Source organism: Parabacteroides sp. CAG:2 (assembly GCF_000436315.1).
GTDB classification, from domain to species: Bacteria; Bacteroidota; Bacteroidia; order Bacteroidales; family Tannerellaceae; genus Parabacteroides; species Parabacteroides distasonis.
Genome location: NZ_FR885267.1, coordinates 48,621 through 68,818 on the forward strand (window position 1 = coordinate 48,621; position 20,198 = coordinate 68,818).

General features: G+C 46.7%; 16 protein-coding genes. 5 read left to right on the forward strand and 11 right to left on the reverse strand.

All coding sequences use genetic code 11. The features are described 5' to 3' along the window. Both QVP94_RS03355 and QVP94_RS03360 read right to left on the reverse strand, forming a co-directional pair. A partial coding sequence (locus QVP94_RS03355) for a 3-methyl-2-oxobutanoate hydroxymethyltransferase (protein ID WP_288213167.1) occupies nt 1-144 on the reverse strand: 144 nt, incomplete at its 3' end. A gap of 43 nt (nt 145-187) precedes the next feature. Continuing rightward, complete coding sequence (locus QVP94_RS03360; RefSeq protein WP_005857403.1) at nt 188-634, reverse strand: cold-shock protein; 447 nt, start codon at nt 632-634, stop codon at nt 188-190. A 245-nt stretch (nt 635-879) separates the two neighbouring features. Between QVP94_RS03360 and QVP94_RS03365 the strand changes: the two genes are divergently transcribed. From QVP94_RS03365 to QVP94_RS03385, 5 genes are all read left to right on the forward strand, one after another. Continuing rightward, entirely contained in the window at nt 880-1,458 is a 579-nt protein-coding gene (locus QVP94_RS03365) for a 3'-5' exonuclease (protein WP_005857406.1), read from the forward strand. A 77-nt stretch (nt 1,459-1,535) separates the two neighbouring features. Continuing rightward, a complete protein-coding gene (locus QVP94_RS03370) occupies nt 1,536-2,525 on the forward strand; it encodes an N-acetylmuramoyl-L-alanine amidase (RefSeq protein WP_008779768.1) in 990 nt (329 codons plus the stop codon). A 180-nt stretch (nt 2,526-2,705) separates the two neighbouring features. Next, complete coding sequence (gene phoB / locus QVP94_RS03375; RefSeq protein WP_005862778.1) at nt 2,706-3,392, forward strand: two-component system response regulator PhoB; 687 nt, start codon at nt 2,706-2,708, stop codon at nt 3,390-3,392. 14 nt (nt 3,393-3,406) lie between these two features. After that, nucleotides 3,407-5,176 (forward strand): two-component system sensor histidine kinase PhoR, encoded by a 1,770-nt coding sequence (gene phoR / locus QVP94_RS03380; protein WP_022191968.1) that lies wholly within the window; start codon nt 3,407-3,409, stop codon nt 5,174-5,176. A gap of 80 nt (nt 5,177-5,256) precedes the next feature. Beyond that, nucleotides 5,257-7,326, forward strand: a complete 2,070-nt coding sequence (locus QVP94_RS03385) for an ATP-binding protein (RefSeq protein WP_022191969.1) — start codon at nt 5,257-5,259, stop codon at nt 7,324-7,326. On the opposite strand, the gene QVP94_RS03390 is transcribed toward QVP94_RS03385, so the two are convergent. From QVP94_RS03390 to QVP94_RS03430, 9 genes are all read right to left on the reverse strand, one after another. Beyond that, on the reverse strand, nt 7,321-8,085 hold the full coding sequence (locus tag QVP94_RS03390) for a LytR/AlgR family response regulator transcription factor (RefSeq protein ID WP_008772335.1): 765 nt from the start codon (nt 8,083-8,085) through the stop codon (nt 7,321-7,323). The two genes, QVP94_RS03385 and QVP94_RS03390, sit on opposite strands and share 6 nt — an antisense overlap. Next, complete coding sequence (locus QVP94_RS03395; RefSeq protein WP_008772336.1) at nt 8,082-9,143, reverse strand: sensor histidine kinase; 1,062 nt, start codon at nt 9,141-9,143, stop codon at nt 8,082-8,084. Before QVP94_RS03395 ends, QVP94_RS03390 begins: the two co-directional genes overlap by 4 nt. Continuing rightward, the gene (locus QVP94_RS03400; protein WP_011966172.1) at nt 9,140-10,066 is read right to left on the reverse strand and encodes an efflux RND transporter periplasmic adaptor subunit; all 927 of its coding nucleotides are present in this window, start codon (nt 10,064-10,066) and stop codon (nt 9,140-9,142) included. The genes QVP94_RS03395 and QVP94_RS03400 overlap by 4 nt, the downstream gene beginning before the upstream one ends. An 18-nt stretch (nt 10,067-10,084) precedes the next feature. Then, nucleotides 10,085-14,395 (reverse strand): CusA/CzcA family heavy metal efflux RND transporter, encoded by a 4,311-nt coding sequence (locus tag QVP94_RS03405; RefSeq protein ID WP_022191970.1) that lies wholly within the window; start codon nt 14,393-14,395, stop codon nt 10,085-10,087. A 214-nt stretch (nt 14,396-14,609) separates the two neighbouring features. Further along, nucleotides 14,610-15,503 carry a 4-hydroxy-tetrahydrodipicolinate synthase gene (dapA, locus tag QVP94_RS03410; RefSeq protein ID WP_005857419.1) on the reverse strand — a complete coding sequence of 298 codons (894 nt, stop codon included), beginning with the start codon at nt 15,501-15,503 and terminating at the stop codon, nt 14,610-14,612. Nucleotides 15,504-15,555: 52 nt separating this feature from the next. After that, nucleotides 15,556-16,077, reverse strand: coding sequence for a DUF6913 domain-containing protein (locus QVP94_RS03415; protein ID WP_022191971.1), 522 nt, complete (start codon nt 16,075-16,077; stop codon nt 15,556-15,558). Continuing rightward, the gene (ligA, locus tag QVP94_RS03420; protein ID WP_022191972.1) at nt 16,077-18,071 is read right to left on the reverse strand and encodes an NAD-dependent DNA ligase LigA; all 1,995 of its coding nucleotides are present in this window, start codon (nt 18,069-18,071) and stop codon (nt 16,077-16,079) included. The genes QVP94_RS03415 and ligA overlap by 1 nt, the downstream gene beginning before the upstream one ends. Before the next feature lies 1 nt (nt 18,072). Then, nucleotides 18,073-19,056 (reverse strand): PCMD domain-containing protein, encoded by a 984-nt coding sequence (locus tag QVP94_RS03425; protein ID WP_005857426.1) that lies wholly within the window; start codon nt 19,054-19,056, stop codon nt 18,073-18,075. A gap of 35 nt (nt 19,057-19,091) precedes the next feature. After that, complete coding sequence (locus tag QVP94_RS03430) at nt 19,092-20,195, reverse strand: cholesterol-responsive sulfotransferase (protein WP_022191973.1); 1,104 nt, start codon at nt 20,193-20,195, stop codon at nt 19,092-19,094. Nucleotides 20,196-20,198 lie beyond the last annotated feature (3 nt).

Genomic DNA, 20,198 nt, shown 5'->3' on the forward strand with positions numbered 1-20,198 from the left:
CACATCAATTCCTGCTTGATCGATCAATTTCGCCATCGAATAATCATAGGCGGTAAGCATGGATATTTTCTCGCCACGCTGCTTCATCTCTATCAAGCGATGTGTGGTCACCTTTCTATTATCATCTACTTTTGCGACAGACATATTATATTTTTATTAATTGTTTCGGCCGCAAAGGTAAGTATTATTATTTATTTTCAAGACAAACATTCACGGCACTTAAGCCTCTGTCGCCACGTTCAAGGTCGAACGTCACGATATCGTTCACGGAGATATCATCCACAACATTGTTCACGTGAAAGAAATACTTTTCCGTCCCCGACAAGTCACGGATAAACCCGAACCCTTTTGCCTCATTAAAATAGTCTACCCTGCCCCTTAAGATAACGGGAGCCACATCCTCTTTCTTAGGAGTCGAGATCAAGATATCTTCCTGATTTATCTCTTCTTTTTGACGAAGTTCGGGAGGGACAGAGGTGATCATCCCATTTTCATCCACATAAGCGATCATATCCTCAAAGCTAGTCGCCTTACCGGATGATTTTCTTTCCTCTTTCCTGTTCTGTTTCTCTACTCGGCGGGCTTGTTTCTTTTTCTCGTTTTCACGTTTACCAAATGATGCGTATTTTGCCATACAGTCGATTTTAATTTATACTAGGGCCTCACGTTCCGTGAAGCGTTGTTTATACTAACTTAGCGTGAGAATTGATGATTAAAGGAGAGATCCGCTTAATAATAATATAAAAAGAAGAACTATGTCGATAATGATTCTAGACTCAAACTTTCGCAAAGATAATAAAATAAACGGAGAAAACCTTATAGATCCTCTCATTTAAGAATAAAAAAACTTACTTTTGCATCCTATACCAAAAAGCATTTATGAAACTACTTTTTTTTGATTTAGAGACTACCGGCATAAAATACTGGAGAAATGGCGTCCACCAAATAAGTGGGGAGATCGTAATTGATGGGGTTACGAAGGAATCTTTTAATTTCAATGTCTGCCCACATCCCCAATGTGAGATAGAGGAAGAAGCGCTTCGCATTTGCAACGTGTCCAAGGAACAGATACAAGCTTATCCTCCCATGCGAGAGGTGTACGTTAAATTCGTGAACATGCTGTCCAAATACGTGGACAAGTTTGATAAAAAAGACAAGTTCTTTCTCGTAGGATACAACAACGCCTCTTTCGATAATCACTTCTTGAAAGCCTTCTTCGTACAGAACGGAGATAATTATTTCTACTCATGGTTCTGGGTGAACTCGATCGACGTAATGGTATTGTCTACCCAGCATTTGATGCGCAAACGGCATGAGATGACAGATTTCAAGCAGGAAACAGTGGCAAGGGCTTTAGGCATACAAATAGATTCCGCTAAATTGCATGACGCATCCTATGATATTCAATTAACCAAAGAAATTTATAATAGGATATCCTCCCTCTCATTTATGGGTTGATTGATTCTTTTTATAAATTATCGTTTTTGACTATAGGTTGATTTAATTATCTTTACGGCGTAGAATCAATTTTTAAGATGTCTGTGAAACATAGTATCCGTATTTTCTTCTTTATTATCGCTCTCGTATATACAGGTTCCTTGACTGCCCAAGAAAAGGCGTATCCGAAAAACGGAGAGGGCATCACTCTTTTTCTCAAACGCTTCAACCGTACCGGCGGGACGTATCAGAAAGAGTTTATCGAGCTTAATAAAGGGAAGTTGGGTAAAAATAACACTCTGCGCATGGGCGTAAAATATACCTTGCCTCCGCTCGCCTCCGCCCCTCAGAAGAAGAATTATCAGCCCCTATTCGGCAAGTCGCTAGCCAGTTACAAAGTAACCTCTTCCGATTTAAAGGGAGCTTGCTTTTATCTGGTCAGCGGTCATGGCGGTCCGGACCCCGGAGCGATCGGTAAAATGGGCTCCCATGAATTGCATGAGGATGAATACGCTTACGACATCATGCTACGTCTGGCACGCAATCTTTTAACGCGAGGCGCAAAGGTACATATTATCATCCAAGACGCAAAGGACGGAATACGTGACCAGCAATTCCTCAATAACAGCAAACGGGAAACTTGTATGGGTAGTCCGATCCCCCTCAGCCAAGTAAGCCGTCTGGATCAGCGTTGCGCCAAGATAAACAGCTTGAGCCGGAAAGATAAAGAAACTTATAAGAGAGCGATATTCATCCATGTGGACAGCCGGAGCCGGCATCAAAGGACCGATGTCTTTTTCTATCATAAGCCCAAGGATCAAGCGAGCAAGCGCTTGGCTAAAACGATGAAATCCACTTTCTCGCGCAAATACAACCGCCACCAGCCGGGCCGGGGATTCTCGGGCACGGTAGACGATCGTAACTTATATGTATTACGTCACACGACCCCGACCTCCGTATTCGTCGAATTGGGCAACATACAAAACCAATACGACCAACAACGGATCATCCTCAGCAACAATCGGCAAGCCTTGGCCAACTGGCTTTGCGAGGGTTTTGTCACGGATTATAATTATTATAGGAAGTAGCATCCCTAATGATCTATTATACTAACACATATCCTGCGGCAGAAATGTCATATGAGCGATCTTAACAGCAATGTAACATATATTTCATTTCTCCGAAATAAGAATATCCGTTCTTTGCCAAAAATAATTATATTTGTATATGGAGAGCCGTAAGGCACTCTTTTAAAAACAGAACAGCTTATGGCAACAACTCGTATTCTTGTAGTGGATGATGAAGAGGATTTGTGTGAGATCCTTAAATTCAACTTAGAAATAGAAGGTTATGAAGTAGATACCGCCTATAGTGCGGAAGAGGCATTGAAAAAGGATCTGACCGTTTACAATTTATTGTTGTTGGATGTCATGATGGGAGAAATCTCCGGTTTCAAGATGGCACGTATCCTGCGACAAGATGAGAAGACGGCCAATACCCCTATCATCTTCCTCACGGCCAAAGATACGGAGAACGATATGCTCACAGGGTTCAATCTCGGGGCGGACGACTATATCTCCAAGCCTTTCTCCATCCGCCAAGTGATAGCGCGTGTTAAGGCCGTACTAAGAAGAACTTCCGAGAAATCAAAAGATAAAGAGATTGAGAAACTCGAGTATGAGACATTAGCTCTTGATACGAAACGCATCAAGGCTACGGTAGACGGGGTGGAAGTTCCATTGACCAAAAAAGAGTTTGAGATACTAAAACTTCTATTGGAAAATAAAGGGAACGTCTTCTCCAGAGAGGAAATACTGTCTCGCATCTGGAAAGACGAGGTATATGTTCTAGACCGTACCATCGATGTCAACATCACCCGGTTACGTAAGAAAATAGGTCCTTATGGAAAGAACATCGTAACTCGCTTAGGTTTCGGTTATTGTTTTGAATGCTAATATTGTCGTGAATCATGGTAAAGATAGATGGTGAGAAAAGGCACCGGATACCGTTTAGCCAACGGCTTTTCTGGTCGGTCTTTTTTATGTTCTTGGGCTTTACGGTCTGTTTCCTGCTATTCCAATATCAGCGGGAAAGGGAGTTCGCGCAAGAAAAGTTGAACAATGTGTTGAGTAACTATAATTACCAATTATTCCGCAAATGCCAACAAAGTACGGACATCAACCAGACCGTAATAAGTTTCATGGACGACATCCCTCAAAAGGATTTGCGGGTAACCATTATAGATCCGTCCGGCGACGTATTATTTGATAATAGCGGGACGGATGAGTTCAATAATCATAACGATCGAAGCGAGGTACGCAAAGCCCGATTATATAATGAAGGGTTCGCTATCCGTTCCTCGGAATCTACGGGAAAAAGGTATTTCTATTCGGCATCGAATATAGGAGGTTATATTTACCGCTCAGCCCTGCCCTATGATCCATATGTAAGAGGGATATTGACGGTAAACAAGGACTTCATTTATTTCATGGCATTGATGACCTTGATTTTCTTCTTTGTCCTTTCCCGTTTTACTTTCAGCATAGGTAAAACGATATCCAAACTAAGGGATTTCGCCTTAAACGTAGAGAAAGATCGAATGCCTGCGGTCGATTATGTTTTCCCGAATGATGAACTAGGTGATATCTCACAGAATATCGTAACCTTATACCATCGGCAACAGAAAGCGAAAAACGAGTTATCCATGGAACGGGAAAAGCTTATCAAACATTTCCAATATTCCAAGGAAGGCTTCGCTATGTTTACAAGTGAAGGGCGGGAGATTCTTTCTAACATCCTATTCATTCAATTCATAAATGTCATATCCGACACCCAGATCCACCAAGTGGAAGACGTTACTGATATAGCCGAATTAGAACCAATCCGTACCTTCTTGAATAAGAATATCCGGAATCTGAATCGGAAAAAGAAAGTATTAAGAGAGTCCGTGACTATTGACAAGAACGGTAAAATATTCTTGATCGAATGTATTTTATTCCTCGATAATAGTTATGAGATCTCTATTAATGATATATCCCGTCAAGAAGAAGAAAGCCGGATGAAACGACAGCTTACGCAGAACGTCTCTCACGAGCTGAAAACACCGGTCAGCAGCATTCAAGGGTATTTGGAAACAATCCTATCCAACCCAGATTTGAGTCCGGACAAACGTCAATTTTTCTTGGAACGTTGTTATTCCCAAAGTACCCGCCTTACAGGATTATTACGAGATATTTCCGTATTAAACAGACTTGACGAGGCATCCGAGATGTTCGACCTCACGGAAGTAAATATCACGAAGCTTATCGCCGAGATACAAAAAGAATGCTCCCAAGATATGGAAGAAAAACACATCACGTCGGAAATTATCCTCCCGGGAGATCCGACCGTGTTCGGGAATAACTCCCTACTCTATTCCATATTCCGGAATCTATATGACAACGCGATCGCTTATGCGGGAGAAAACATAAGGATTACCGTCAACTGCTATAAAGAAGATCCTAAATATTATTACTTTAGCTTCTCCGATAATGGAGTGGGTATCCCGGAAGAACATATCAATCGCATATTCGAGCGCTTCTACCGGGTAGACAAGGGACGCAGTCGTAAGATCGGAGGAACCGGATTAGGATTATCCATCGTTAAAAACGGGGTTAATTTCCATAAAGGACAAATATCGGCGAAGAGCAGTCCGGGAAAAGGGGTTACTTTTTTCTTCACTTTGAAAAAGAAACTATAAGGCAGACCTCTAAAATTCCATAACATACGCTTGATATTTAATATTAAAATGTATTTTTGTATTGAACATCATACAATATCATGAGAAATACCTATTTAGTATTATTTATCTATTTAATGATCCCAATGTTTTCTTTAGGGGAAAACACCTATACTACCCAACAAAGGGAAGACAGCCTTTTATCCCTATTAAAGTCCTCGCCAGCCATAAATGAACAGATCGAGTTATATAAGGATTTAGCGACAATGTACAGGCAAATGCCCAAGGAGATTGTTTACCTAAACAAAATGGCAGATGTGGCAAGCTCCACTTCGAAAGGTCATGCTTCCTTATATTACGCATGGGCCAACTTATCCCGCCATTATTACAATATACAAAACAGGGATAGCCTGATTTACTGGTCGCATAAGATAGATTCATTGGCCGCGGCCAAGAATGAGGTTCCGGACGCATTATTCGATGCGCGAGGATTTATTTGCCAAATGGATCTATGGGACGGCAATTATGAGTTAGCGATGAACGGGGCGATCAGCCTATACAACTATGCCCGTGATACAAAGAGTGAATATGGATTGATTTGTTGCAATGAGAACTTAGGTTTAATCTATCAAGAAATACATCGGGATAGTGACGCGATAGTAGCTTATCGGGAAGGTCTCGATTTATTACAGAAACGAGGTGACAATCCGAGATTCGAGATGCAATACATGGGAAACCTCATCGAATCTTATCTACGAACCGACCATTTCACCGAGGCCGAGGAATTATTAACCCGTTACGATGAAATGATCCAAGATAGGGAAAGAGAGAATGAAGAACAAGGCACCGCATTCCCCGTGGATCGTTGCCGTGCGCTAATGTATGTTTTTTATGCGGATATGTATGTCCTTCAAGACAAGCCCAAGAAAGCATTGGAGACCTTGTTGAAGGCGACACCGATCGTAGAGAAAACCGGAGATGATTATACGGAATTCTGCTACAACTTCGTTTTCGCCAAGTATTACTATTTAATAGGTAAGTATGGAAAGGCGCTGAATATCATAGACACAAATAAATTAACAGAAGAAGATATACGAACCTCGGAGCTGAAAGTCGAGATACTCGAAGCATTGGGACGTTATAAAGAAGCGCTCGCATTTAGTAGAGAAGTTGTAGAACATACCAAGATGTTGCATGACGAGGCCTTCAACCGGCAGATCAATCAGCTCCGGACATTACATGATCTAAACAATCAAGAGATGCAGGCATACGAGCTACAGCTACGTGAACAACAACTGCATACCCAAAGGTTGTTAATGATTATTCTACTCGTAGTATCGATCGTTCTTTTAGTGATGCTATACATCGTATACAAGTCCTATCGCTCCGCACGCCGCTACCAACGAGAACTTATGAAAGACAAGGAAGCCTTAGTAGAGTCCGAGCGTCAACTTCGTACAGCCAAAGAGATAGCGGAACACGCCAACCAGATGAAAAGCACGTTTATCGCCAATATCAGCCATGAGATCCGTACGCCGCTTAACGCAATTGTCGGCTTTTCGGAATTAATATCCGATGAATCTATTTCCGCTGGCGAAAAGAAAGAGTTTTTCTCCATTATCAACAATAACTCTTATTTATTACTTAATCTGATAAATGATATTCTTGACCTTTCTCGCCTAGAATCCGGGAATATGAAGTTCATTATAGAGAAGACAAACTTATCGGATTGTTGCCGGAACGCTTTGGCAAGTGTAGAGCACCGGGTCTTTCCGGGTGTTCAATTGACCTATACACCTTCTGAAGACCCCTTACATATTCAGACAGATTCGATACGTCTCCAACAATTATTGATAAACTTATTGACCAATGCCTGCAAGTTCACGAAAGAAGGAGAGATTAACCTATCTTATCAAATAGATGAGGACAAACAGCATGTACGTATCACCGTAACCGATACCGGATGTGGAATACCGGAGGATAAGCAGAAAGTCATATTCGAGCGTTTCGAAAAGGTAGATGAATACGCGCAGGGTACAGGCTTAGGGTTATCCATCAGCCAAACGATTATCGAGCATTTAGGTGGCTCCATTCAATTAGACCCGACGTATAAGCATGGAGCCCGGTTCATCGTACTCCACCCCTACAACCCTCTTGATAATCCATCATGACGTAAACCACGTCTTGAAATCCGGCACTCTCGCCTTGCTAACCAATATACGCTCCAAGGTCGGTACGATCAAATTGATCGCAAGGCGTCCGTTAAACCAGAGATCGATATCTTGCACCGCCTTTCTGGATATCAAATATTGACGATTGATCCGGAAGAATAAGGCGGGATCAAGGCTATCGGCGAGCTCATCCAAGGTCTGCGTGAAAAGGTATTCTTTCCCGTCCGTCATCACCGCCTTTACATTTCCGTCCGCTATATAGAAAAATAAGATCATATCCACGGAAACAGGTAGCAGCTTATCCCCTTTCATAGGGATTAAGAAATGCGTTTTATATCCTTCCACCCGCTTCAAGGCTTGCATGACAGCGGAATAATCGATCGCTTCTTTCTCCACAGCCGTCGATTGTAACCGTGACAGCTTATCCAAAGCTTTCCGTATATCATCCGCATCGATCGGTTTCAGCAGATAATCTACGCTATTCACTTTAAACGCTTTCAGCGCATATTCATCATAGGCTGTCGTGAAAATGACCGGGCAAGAGATATCTACATGACCGAAGATCTCAAAGGCCGAACCATCCGCCAAATGGATATCCAGAAAGATAAGTTCCGGCATTGGATGCGATTGAAACCATTCGACACTATCCGTAATACTATCTAGGACATCGATCACCTCGATATCCGGATCAACCTCTCCCAGCAATGCCATCAAATTACGGACAGCCGCTTTCTCGTCTTCTATTATCAAAGCTTTCATACCAAAGGGATTGTTACGCTGAATATACTAGCATCTTCTTTTATGGAAATATCTTTCTTATACAAGAGGTTATAACGTTTACTCAGGTTCACCAAGCCAATACCGGTGCCTCCGCTATGTGTCAATTTCGGTTGGATGGGATTGCTAACCGTCAAGGAATCATGGTCCGAACGAACGGATATGGTCAATGAATGGCGGTTGCTAATCTCGTTATGCTTCACGGCGTTCTCGATCAAAAGCTGCACCGACATAGGAGGCAGTTGCTTAGACTCGTGCTCCTTCCCTAAGTCTATATCGAAGACCAGATTATCCTCATAGCGCATTTTCAAAAGGAAGATATAAGCGTTCACGAAATCCATCTCCTCCCGTAAAGTAACACTACGGCACTCATTCTCTTGCAAGGTATAACGTAAGACACGGGATAACTCCTGCAAATATTCTTGTGCCTTCCCGGGAGTCTCCCGGATCAAGGAACGGAGCGTATTTAAGGAATTAAATAACATATGAGGATTAAGCTGACTCTTCAACGCCTCATATTGGTTCAATAGATTCTCCGCCCGCAATTGCTGGTTCTCGACCTGTACTTGCTGGCTTTGACGAATCAGGTAAATCATATAGCAACTACCCGTAACGACACACGACATGATAAAATCCCTCAACGGATGCAGATAATGATGTACCAAGGCGTCGATCGCCGGAATATCAAACTGATGGTGCAAGAACACGAAACCTTTTCCTAATAAATTATTCACGCACCAAGTCATTACGAACGAGAGAAGGACCTTCTGCCAAGAGATACGCGCTTTCTGCCGATTGAAACCAAAGACATACGTGTTCATCGCAAATAGCAGCAAGAGGGACACGAAGGTGAAAAAGACCTCATTCGCTACATCCAATACCGACATATCCGGGAAAAGAGCGTTCTGCCCGGTAACGTCAAACAACGACACCAATTCCGGGAAATGGATCAAGAAGGCCACCATGATCGATATGATGACCAACGAGAACACATATTTATTCTTTATATTCATTTTCTTCATGAAGGCAAAGATAGTCATTTCTTCTCTACCCGTGCGGAAACATACATACCGGGACGAAAACGGGGATTCGTCTCTTTCACCCGAGCGTACATTTCCAAGGAACGGCTCGTCTCGTCCACCTCCTGTCCGATCGAGATCAAGACCGCATGGAAGGTCTCCTTCCCCATTCCATTCACCCGGAACTGTACTTGGTTCCCAATGGATAAGTCCGCTAAATCCTTCTCATAAGCGGTCAGGCAAAGGAGAGTCTCGCCTTTATCGATCACATCACAGATCGGTTCGCCCGCGTTCACGTATTTACCGAGATTAATGGACAGTCCGGCGACATAACCGCTTAATGGCGCTTTTACCTCCAAATAAGGTTGGATACCGTCTTCCAGAAGATCGCCGGCGGAGACACCTAGGATAGCAAGTTGCGCGGCGGCGGCATCTTGACGGCTCTTCATGGAAAGATAATCCGCCTTGCTTTGCTGGAAACGTTTTTGCGAGGCCGCTTCTTGCTCGCTCAAACGCTGTTGCCTTTTATACTCAGCCTCTAAGTATTCCGTTTGGGCATGGGCATCCAAATAGGTCTGTTGCAACGTGATAAAATCCGGATTCTCCAAGCTGACGACCACGGAGCCCTTCTTCACATAATCGCCCGGAAGCAACGTAGTAGCATGAACCGTGCCTCCCATCGTCAACGTAACCGTAGCCTGCCGCTGCGGGGGAACTACCATGATCCCGTTGAAAGAGGAGTGATTCGGAAGGGCCGTTGCCGAGGAAATCCCATCCACCTCTACGCTATCCACGGATGGTTCGGACGGTACGTTTTCTGCTACTTGAGTAATAGCGGGCCGGGCAGTTATGTCTTGCGAATCGCCCTGTCCTTTCTCCGCATTGTTTGTCATACTGCATGCGGCCAATGCCATAAGAGCCGCAGGAATCCATATCTTTTTCATCTTATATTATTTTTCTGGTTATCTACTATACAACTCCAACTCAAGCGCCGATATATTATAGGCATATACGGCCTCGATATATCCCCGCCGGATCTCCCGGGCGGCGTTCAGGCTTTGAACAAACTGCGTGATATCTGTCTCGCTCTCTTTGAACTGTACCGTCGCGCTCTTCAACAAAGCATCCGCTTCCGGTAAAGCGCCGGTCGTATAATAGCGGATATGCTCTCCTTCCTTACGAAGCGCGACGCTCAACTCCTCCACCTTATTGTTCAATTGACGGATGTTACTCTCCACTTCCGTGCGGGCGATATAGGAATCGATCTTCGCTTGCCTTACCCGGCTATGCTGCGGGAAGAACAATACCGGGAACGAGATCCCGACCATCCAAGAGTCCAGACCGCTCAACGGGGCTATTTTCTGACGCACATATCCTACCGATAGTTCCGGGAAGAAACGGCTCCGTTCGATACGAAGCATGGCTTTCTTCTCATCGGCCACGCTCCCGAAATAATTCAGATGGATATCAGACGGAGCGATCTCGGCTATGCGAGCGGGGAATAAAACCAATGTCGTATCCATAGGCAGCAATAGGGAATCCGAATAACAAGTCCATGAGAAACGACGGGCAGCCAATTGCAACTCCTCCTCCGCCTGCGACAAACGGGTCTGTAGATCGGCGACCAAGGTAGATGACATATTCCGCTCCAATAGCGTGATATCCCCTTGCTCATAACGCAACTGACTTGCCTTTCGCAAACGTCCGGCCCACTCGATCTGCTCTTTATACAAGGCACATAGATGAAAGGCATATTGATAATAAGCCCATGCCCGTTTTACCTCGGCCGTAATCTCCTTCTTCACCAAGTCCCGGTAATATTCTCCCGTGGCGACTTGACGGTTCACCAAGGCGTTCTTATAAAATGGGGTCAATAGAGAGCCCAAGGATTGCGTGATCTCCATCTGATTGTCGTTTCGTGTCTCACCGTTGATCTGTCCCCATGAATAATTAAAGGTGGTCGGTGACACCTCCCAGCTCTCTCCCCGTGAAGCACGACTACGTTCAATGGATGCCGTGGCAGTCTTCAGGCGAGGATGATTCTCCAAGGCGATCGTCACGGCTTCTTCCAACGACACCGTCTGTTGGGCATGCGTGGGGAATAAGATACCTAAAAAAAGAAGAAACGGCAATAGGCGCTTCAACCAGCGTTGGCGCTTCCAAGCGGCCGAGCTATTTACCAACCGATAAAATACCGGGATAATAATCAACGTCAAGATCGTGGAGACAATCAAGCCTCCGATCACGACCGTCGCTAACGGACGTTGCACCTCCGCGCCCGCGGACTTCGCTATCGCCATCGGCACGAATCCTAGAGAAGCTACCAAGCCGGTCAAGAATACGGGGCGAAGTAGATGCGGACATCCTTTCGCGAGGATACGATTCGTTGTCATTTGATATTTAGTTTGTTTTCGTAAGTTATTAAAATGATTAATCATTAATATACCATTCAAAACCGCTACGCCAAACAAGGCGATAAAGCCGACCCCCGCCGATATACTGAAAGGCAACCCTCGTAACCAAAGGGCCAGAATACCCCCGATCAAGGATAACGGGACGGTAGAAAATACCACCAGCGAGTAGGTAACACTCTTAAAGGCAAAGAACAATAGCAATAAGATCAATGACAAGGCGACCGGTATCACGATCGTAAGCGTATTGATCGCATTCCGCAAGTTCTCGAACTGGCCGCCATACTCAAAGTAGTATCCCGGTTCCAGCTTGATATGCTTGTCAAGGGTTTCTTGGATAGTACGCACGACTTTCTGGATATCAGCGTCACGGACATTCACCCCGATCACGATACGGCGTTTCGTGGCATCCCGGTTAATCTGTAGAGGCCCGTTGACCAGCTCGATCGTAGCGACCTCGCTAACCGGGATCTGGATTCCCTCGGCAGTCCGTACAAAGAGCTTATCCAAATTCAGATCCGCCACTTTATCGTTATCCAGACGAAGCACCAAGTCGAAACGTCGCTCATTCTCGAAAACGACACCCGCCGCCTCTCCCGCATAAGCCGTACGGATGATCGTGTTCAACTCCTCTATATTCATCCCGTAACGGGCGATCTTGGCACGGTCGTAGTGTACGACCAATTGCGGCAGCCCCATCGCCTGCTCCACGATCACATCGGCGGCTCCCGGTACTTGCTCCACGAAAAGAGAAGCTTCCTTCGCCTTCTTATAAAGCTCCGCCATATCCTCTCCATATAGCTTGATCGCGATATCCGCCTTGGCCCCCGTCATCAATTCATTGAAGCGAAGCTGGATCGGCTGGCTGAAGTTAAACTCCGCCCCCGTAATCGGTTCCAAGGAAGCCTTCATCTTCTCCACCATCTCCGCACGGCTGGAGGCCGAGGTCCATTCCTTGAAAGGTTTCATCACGATCATGATATCCGCGTCTTCCACCGCCATCGGGTCGGTCGGAACCTCGGCCGTTCCGATCTTGGCTACCACATGCTTGATCTCCGGGAAATTCTTCATCAAGGTCTCTTCCGCTTGCTTCGATAGCTCGATACTATGCGTCAGGGAACTACCGGCGGGAAGCGTCATCTGCATGGCGAAATCCCCCTCATCCAGCGTAGGGATAAACTCCGCCCCTAACCTCGTGAATAAGAAAAGAGACACAGCCAGAGCCGCGAAAGAACAAGCGATCGTTCCCCAGATATGACGCAGACAGAAATGAAGCGTACGCCTGTAAACCCCGTTTAATTTCCCGAAGAAACGATCGGCGAATGTAGGCTTCGAAGAGATCGTACGCTTTAGGAACAGGGAGGCCATCATCGGCACGTAGGTGAGCGAAAGGATCAAAGCCCCGATAATACAAAACACCAAGGTCTTCGCCATGGGAGTAAAATATTTGCCCTCTATCCCGGTCAGCGTAAGTAGCGGGAAGAAGACGATCAAAATGATCAATACGGCAAAGGTAGCGCTCCGGGCGACATGACCGGCTCCGGCCTCGACCTCACGGTCCATCTCCTCGGCAGAGAGCGTACGCCCCATCAACCGCCTCGAATAGATATGCGCCAATATCCCCTCCAATATAACGATCGATCCATCGACCACGATACCGAAATCGATGGCCCCCAAACTCATCAGGTTGGCGGAGACCCCGAAAACACGCATCAAGATAAAAGCGAAAAGCATCGCCAACGGGATCACGGAAGCCACGATCAAGCCGGCCCGCACATTCCCCAAGAAGATGATCAATACGATAAAGACGATCAACGCTCCCTCTATCAAGTTACGGATCACGGTGGATATATTTCGGTCTACCAATTCGGAACGATTCAAATAAGGTTCTACACGAACACCTTCCGGCAACATTTTCTGTACCCTTTCGACCCGTGCCTCCAGTTCCTTGGTCACGACATTGGCGTTCGCACCCTTCAACATCATGGCGATACCGCCCACGCACTCTCCCTCGCCATCCTTTGTCATGGCTCCAAAACGCTTGGCGGAACCAAAGCGAACCGAGCCGACATCGCTTATATGAATCGGTATCCCTCCACGGTTCGTGATCACGATGCGCTCGATGTCCTTTATCTTGCCGATCATTCCCTCGCTACGGATGTAGTAAGCCTTATTGATTTTCTCGATATAACTGCCGCCCGTATTCTGGTTATTCCGGTTGAGCGCCTCAAACACCTCGCCGATCGTAATATTCAAGGAATAAAGGGCATCCGGATCTACCGCCACCTCATACTGTTTCAGATAGCCGCCAAAGCTATTGATCTCCACGATACCCGGTATACCGCTCAGTTGCCGTTTCACGATCCAGTCCTGAATGGTACGGAGTTCCATGGCGTCGTATTTCTCCTCATAACCGGGCTCCACGCTCAATACATATTGATAAATCTCGCCCAAGCCGGTCGTGATAGGCATCAGCTCCGGCGTACCCAGTTCCGTGGGGATTTCTCCCGCCACGGTTTGTATCTGCTCGTTTATAAGTTGGCGGGCATCTAAGGTAGGCACGCTTTCCTTAAATACGACCGTTACCAATGACAGGCCAAAGCGGGAAACGGAGCGGATCTCTTCCACGTTCATGATATTACTCATCGCTATCTCGATAGGCATGGTGATCAATTGCTCTACCTCTTGCGGGGCCAAGGTTGGCGATACCGTCACGATTTGCACTTGATTGTTCGTTATATCCGGTACGGCATCTATCGGTAAAGTCATCATGGCATAGATTCCCCCCAGAAGCAGAAACAAGGTTGTCAACCCAACGAATAGTTTCTTCTGAATAGAAAAATGGACAATCGCTTTAAACATCACTTCATTTATTTAATAGAATAGTTACAAAAATAAAAGGTAAGCGTTTGTCTGCCCCGTATAAAATAATGAAGTGACCGAAATCAAGGTTGAAGTATCGGTATGAGGAGTTGGAGCATATCAATAGAAAAAGGCTTCACATGCCCTCTATGACACATGAAGCCCCTTTTGTTATCCTATATAAATAATAAGAATCGTTGCCGTTAAAAGCGGATCAGCACTTAATGCTCAACTGTCGCAACACCTCACGGATCTTCTCATACGTGACGATACGTGTAGGAACCAAAGGCAAACGAAGCTTATTCTCGATAAAGCCCATCATATTTAACATACTCTTCGCTCCGGCAGGATTTCCATCCACGAACAACAGGCTGAACAGCTCCGTGAAGCTGTGATGGATCGTACGTGCGCTATCATAATCACCCGCCAAGGCCAGACGTACCATACGGCTAAACTCACGAGGGAAGGCGTTACCGATCACGGAGATCACTCCCACCGCACCTAATGTCATTAAAGGGAAAGTAATGCCATCGTCACCGGAGATCACGTTGAAACGGGCCGGCTTGTTCTTGATGATATCATCCATCTGGGTGATATTGCCGGAAGCCTCTTTCACGGCGATCACGTTATCGAACTCACGGGCGATACGAAGCGTGGTCTCGGCCGTCATGTTCACACCCGTACGCCCCGGTACGTTATAGAGTACGATCGGTAAATGAGTAGCGTTGGCGATCGCCTTGTAATGCTGGTAAATCCCTTCTTGGGAAGGCTTATTATAATAAGGTACGACCGAGAGGATAGCGTCGATACCCTCGAAATTATCGGTCTTCAACTTCTCGACAACCGACCGTGTACAATTACCTCCCACGCCTAATACGATAGGGATACGGCCCCGTACACGAGTCACTACCAAGCTTATAATGTTTTTCTTTTCTTCTTCCGTAAGTGTAGGGGTTTCCGCTGTAGTTCCCAGCACTACCAAATAATCCGTACCGTTCTGCACCTGATAATCCACCAGCTTGCCTAACGCCTCGTAATCTACACTCTCATCTTCCTTGAATGGCGTGATCAACGCCACACCCATTCCTTTTAAATTTATGTCTGCCATGGGGAAAATATTCCTTTTTGTTATTTAGCACTGCAAAAATAAGGAAATTATATCATTTAGCACGGATGGAACGCAAATAAAATAATATCTGTCCGAATAAATACTGAATATCGTCCTTATCTGTTACACTCAAGCCTAAGTCGTACCATTCTTGGCCCGGATACTTAATCCCGACCTTGAAGGCGGATGGATGCCGGAGAGCGATGTATTGCAAGGCATAACAACCCGGCCGGGTGATATCGATCAAGATATCCGCCTTGAGAGCGCCCACCTTTTTCAAGACACTATCGGAAGGAAATCCCCACGCGTTGAGATCGTTCTTTATATGTACAGGAATATTGGAATCGTCGAAAGGAATATCCGCTCCTTCGGACGGCACATACACACACGTCTTGATGTCCTTCTTCGCCTTGCGCAAAGGCTCCAAGGCCCTCATGACGTCCTCGTGATCCTCCATATTATACAAGACCAAAAGCGAACGTGCCTCATCCAAGGAAAGGGAACGACGCGGACGCCCCCCAGCGTCCGACACTAAAGCCTGTATCTTCTTCTTGATAAAATAATTCGTAAACATTATTCCAGCATATTTAAGAACGCATCCTCGTTGATAATCTTCACACCCAGCTTCGCCGCTTTCTCCAGCTTGGCCGGTCCCATATTCTCGCCGGCAAGGATATAATCGGTCTTCCCCGAGACGGAGCCGCTATTCTTGCCGCCATGTTGCTCAATCATCGCCTTATACTCGTCACGTGAATGCTTGGAAAATGTCCCGCTGATCACGATCGTCAATCCTTTCAACTTCTCGGAACGGTTCGCCAATTGCTCTTCGGAAACCGCCATCCGCAAGCCCTGTTCCTTTAATCGGTTCACCAACGTACGGTTCTTCTCGTCCGAGAAATAACTCAATACACTCTGGGCGATCCGCTCGCCGATCTCGTCCACGGCTACCAAATCCTCTAAGGACGCCTGCTCCAATGCCTCGATCGAATGGAAAGCCGAGACCAAGCGTTTAGCGACCGTCTCTCCCACGAAACGAATCCCCAGACCGAACAAGACTCTCTCAAAAGGAACTTGCTTGGATTCCTCCAGACTCGACATCAGATTCTGGGCGCTCTTCTCCGCCCACCGTTCCAGACGCAATAAATCGGCAACCGTCAACGTATATAAGTCCGCCGAGTCTTTTACATAACCGGCGTTGTACAAATCCTCCACCGTTTCCGGGCCTATATTGATATTCATCGCCTTCCGGGTCACGAAATGCTCTATACGCCCCTTGATCTGAGGAGGACAGCCCGACTCGTTCGGACAGTAATGCGCCGCCTCTCCCTCCGGACGCACCAAAGGAGTCCCGCACTCCGGACACACACGGATAAAGCGGACCTTATCCCCCATCAGCATCGAACGAGCCTCCACGTTCACTCCCACGATCTTCGGGATGATCTCCCCGCCTTTCTCCACATACACTTGGTCGCCGATATGCAAGTCAAGCCCCTCGATAATATCGGCGTTATGCAGGGAAGCCCGCTTCACCACCGTCCCCGCCAACAATACGGGCTCGAGGTTCGCCACCGGAGTGACCGTCCCCGTCCGTCCCACTTGGAAAGAGACCGAGTTCAAGCGAGTCTCGGCACGCTCCGCCTGAAACTTATAAGCGATCGCCCAGCGAGGGCTTTTCGACGTAAAACCTAAGTTCCTCTGCTGACGAAGCGAGTTTACCTTCAACACGATTCCATCCGTCGCCACGGGCAGGTTCTTACGTTCCACATCCCAATAAGCGATATAATCGAATATATCCTGTAGGCTCTGGCATTTGCGGATCACGTCCGGAATCTTAAAACCCCATGTACGAGCCGCCTGCAAATTCTCATAATGCCCTTCGGCCGGCAGGTTCTCACCCAATAAATAATAGAAATAAGCATCCAGCTTACGGGAGGCCACGATAGCCGGGTTCTGCTGTTTCAACGTACCGGAAGCGGCGTTGCGAGGATTGGCGAACAAGGGTTCCTCCTGCTCCTCCCGCTCCTTATTCAAGCGATCGAACTCCGCCCAAGGCAGCAATACCTCGCCACGGATCTCGAACTCCTCCGGAAAATCAGAACCCCGGAGTCTTAATGGAACCGAACGGATGGTCTTGATATTCGCCGTCACGTCATCACCACGAGTACCGTCGCCACGGGTCACGGCACGCGTCAAGCGTCCTTTCTCATAGGTCAAAGAGATAGAAGTGCCATCATATTTAAGCTCCGCCACAATCTCGAAAGGCTCATTCAAGGAGCGGACCGTACGATCATAAAAATCTCGGATCTCATCCTCGGAGTACGTATTACCCAACGAAAGCATCGGATATTTATGTACTACTTGCTCAAACTCTTTCGAGAGGTCGCTCCCCACTCGCCGAGTCGGGGAATCCGGATCGGCGAACTCGGGATGCGCCGCCTCCAGTTCCTGCAACTCTTTCATCATCTTATCAAACTCAAAGTCTGATATTGTCGGTGCCGAAAGCACATAATAATTATAATTATGCCGCTCCAGCTCATCACGCAGGGCTTTTATCTTTGCTTCGACCATATTAGTATATTAATTCTACGTTGTCTATCCAAAACGTATTTCCCGGAGAGCCGATATAGGCCCCTCCGTGGCTGGAGGTGAACTGCAACACCATATGCGTAGGTGCCTCGCCCGGCTCCGCCCAGCCTACCTCTTGGATAGGAACACTTTTTCCTTTACTATTTAACGTATAACGTTCCTCTACTTGTATACGCATATACGGTTTATATTCGGGCTTGGATGTTATATTTCCATAAAGGATCGGGTAAGTAGCGTCATTTACCCAATCAGGGGTAGATTCCGTATAGCGTTGCACCATCGTACCGACCCGCTTGGAATAAACATTCCCTTCCTCGTCTTCCCATCGTTTCTGCAACAACAAGATCACCGCCAAGGAATCCTGCCCGGCCACCGTACTCTTACGACTGAACCCCGTACTACGTACCCGATTCTTCTCGGGAGCGGCTTTCACCTTATAATCAAACCGCAACGCTTTCGGCTTCTTGGAGAAAGGCACTCCTGATTGTAACATCGCTTGAGGGTTTTTTGTTCCCTTGATCGGCTCATGCACCGTACCCAAGAAAACGGAGCCGGCGGCGATCACCTCGATATCCACCAAACCGAAAACCTTCACGCTCTCATAACGGGTCTCCATGCGGGCGCACATCCCATCCCCCCGTTTCTCCGGGAAAACAGACGTATTGGTTTTCACCACTCCCGCCACTTTCGCCATCACGTTGGAAGTAGCCCACGGAGAACCGCCCATATTACGAAACGCCGTATTACCGACAATCGTATCCGAGGGCCCCAGCTCATAAAGCCATTTCGTATTTCCCCCGATAATGCCAGACTCATGAATCTCACGGACAATCCAATTATCCATGTCTCCATAAGCGAAGGGCACCACATTCTCCGATGTCACCCCATCCCCGTCCGCGAGAACCACGGACAGAGGCATACAAGCGATTGCCAAAAATAACGCTTTCTTTCTTAAACTCAAACCCATCCCTCTATCAATTTAATACCTATCTAACCCTTTATTTATAAGCTATAGCCCCATTCCTTCAAGGCCATGCCCCAATTTTCCTCTACAAGCCGGACCGTACGATCCTCGTACTTGTATTGGTTCTTCTTGTAGCCCTTCTTCTTGCCCAGATACTTCTCTATATCCGCCTTAGACTCCTTAAAGCCGGGTAAGTTTAATGTCCCGTAGATATTTTCCGTCATGGCGAAAGCGTCTTTCTCGAAATCCTCGAACTTCACTTCCACCAGATTGCCTTCCGGTATCAGGTGCTTCTCTTCCTCGTACTTATAGAAAAGACGGCGATATACCTCGATGAAGTTCGCCTCGATCTGCTCGTTCGTGATATCCTGCAAACGCAATGGCTGGATCGTATTCGTAAAGAAACTGCGGGTACTCTCGAATACCGTATACGGATTTCGCTTCAAGTAGATGAACTTAGCGTTCGGGAACATCTCCAGCAATGTCTTCACACGCCCCGTATGCGGTGGGTTCTTGCTCAAATACTGCGTACCGTTCGTATTCCAGAGGGAAACCTTAACCAGACGCATGAAAGTATCCATGAAGATCCGCCGCTCCTCCTCCGTGATATCGTTAAACAATAAGTAACGATCGCAATACTCCATCCAGCGTTTCGGGAAGAACCAGAAATTATAATATGTATAAGGCATCATGTTCGACAAGGCGAACTCCTCCTCTTGCGGAAGATCCACCTTCAACTCCATATTATCGGTCGGACGCTTATCCGGCATCAAGAAAGCCATGTTCTTCTTGAAGAAAGGCTGCCCCCAGAGCATCAGGTGCGGGAATACCGTCTGGTACGTCGTGGTATAACCGAAATGCTTATCGCAGGCGAAGATGTTATGTACAAAGGTCGTACCACTCCGCCAATGCCCCAAGATAAACAAGGGGTCCATCTCCAGCGGCTTATCGGCCAATTTCTTGAACCGGCTATCCTCGATCGGCTTCAAGGCGCTCAACAGGCGGCAAACACCGGTCGTAAGGCGATACTTACCCTTAAAGCCCTTGTCTATCTGCTGCCGGGCCGTCACCTTCCTGAACGTATCCCAATCCGCCCCGACCAACGTATTGATCGGTAGCTTATCAAACTCCAACAATCCCATATC

Coding starts and splice junctions, on each gene's coding strand:
- phoR (WP_022191968.1), top strand. CDS start 3,407: ATGGTAAAGATAGATGGTGAGAAAAGGCACCGGATACCGTTTAGCCAA.
- QVP94_RS03430 (WP_022191973.1), bottom strand. CDS start 20,195: ATGGGATTGTTGGAGTTTGATAAGCTACCGATCAATACGTTGGTCGGG.
- QVP94_RS03390 (WP_008772335.1), bottom strand. CDS start 8,085: ATGAAAGCTTTGATAATAGAAGACGAGAAAGCGGCTGTCCGTAATTTG.
- QVP94_RS03400 (WP_011966172.1), bottom strand. CDS start 10,066: ATGAAAAAGATATGGATTCCTGCGGCTCTTATGGCATTGGCCGCATGC.
- QVP94_RS03385 (WP_022191969.1), top strand. CDS start 5,257: ATGAGAAATACCTATTTAGTATTATTTATCTATTTAATGATCCCAATG.
- dapA (WP_005857419.1), bottom strand. CDS start 15,503: ATGGCAGACATAAATTTAAAAGGAATGGGTGTGGCGTTGATCACGCCA.
- QVP94_RS03425 (WP_005857426.1), bottom strand. CDS start 19,056: ATGGGTTTGAGTTTAAGAAAGAAAGCGTTATTTTTGGCAATCGCTTGT.
- QVP94_RS03395 (WP_008772336.1), bottom strand. CDS start 9,143: ATGACTATCTTTGCCTTCATGAAGAAAATGAATATAAAGAATAAATAT.
- phoB (WP_005862778.1), top strand. CDS start 2,706: ATGGCAACAACTCGTATTCTTGTAGTGGATGATGAAGAGGATTTGTGT.
- QVP94_RS03415 (WP_022191971.1), bottom strand. CDS start 16,077: ATGTTTACGAATTATTTTATCAAGAAGAAGATACAGGCTTTAGTGTCG.
- ligA (WP_022191972.1), bottom strand. CDS start 18,071: ATGGTCGAAGCAAAGATAAAAGCCCTGCGTGATGAGCTGGAGCGGCAT.
- QVP94_RS03365 (WP_005857406.1), top strand. CDS start 880: ATGAAACTACTTTTTTTTGATTTAGAGACTACCGGCATAAAATACTGG.
- QVP94_RS03360 (WP_005857403.1), bottom strand. CDS start 634: ATGGCAAAATACGCATCATTTGGTAAACGTGAAAACGAGAAAAAGAAA.
- QVP94_RS03405 (WP_022191970.1), bottom strand. CDS start 14,395: ATGTTTAAAGCGATTGTCCATTTTTCTATTCAGAAGAAACTATTCGTT.
- QVP94_RS03370 (WP_008779768.1), top strand. CDS start 1,536: ATGTCTGTGAAACATAGTATCCGTATTTTCTTCTTTATTATCGCTCTC.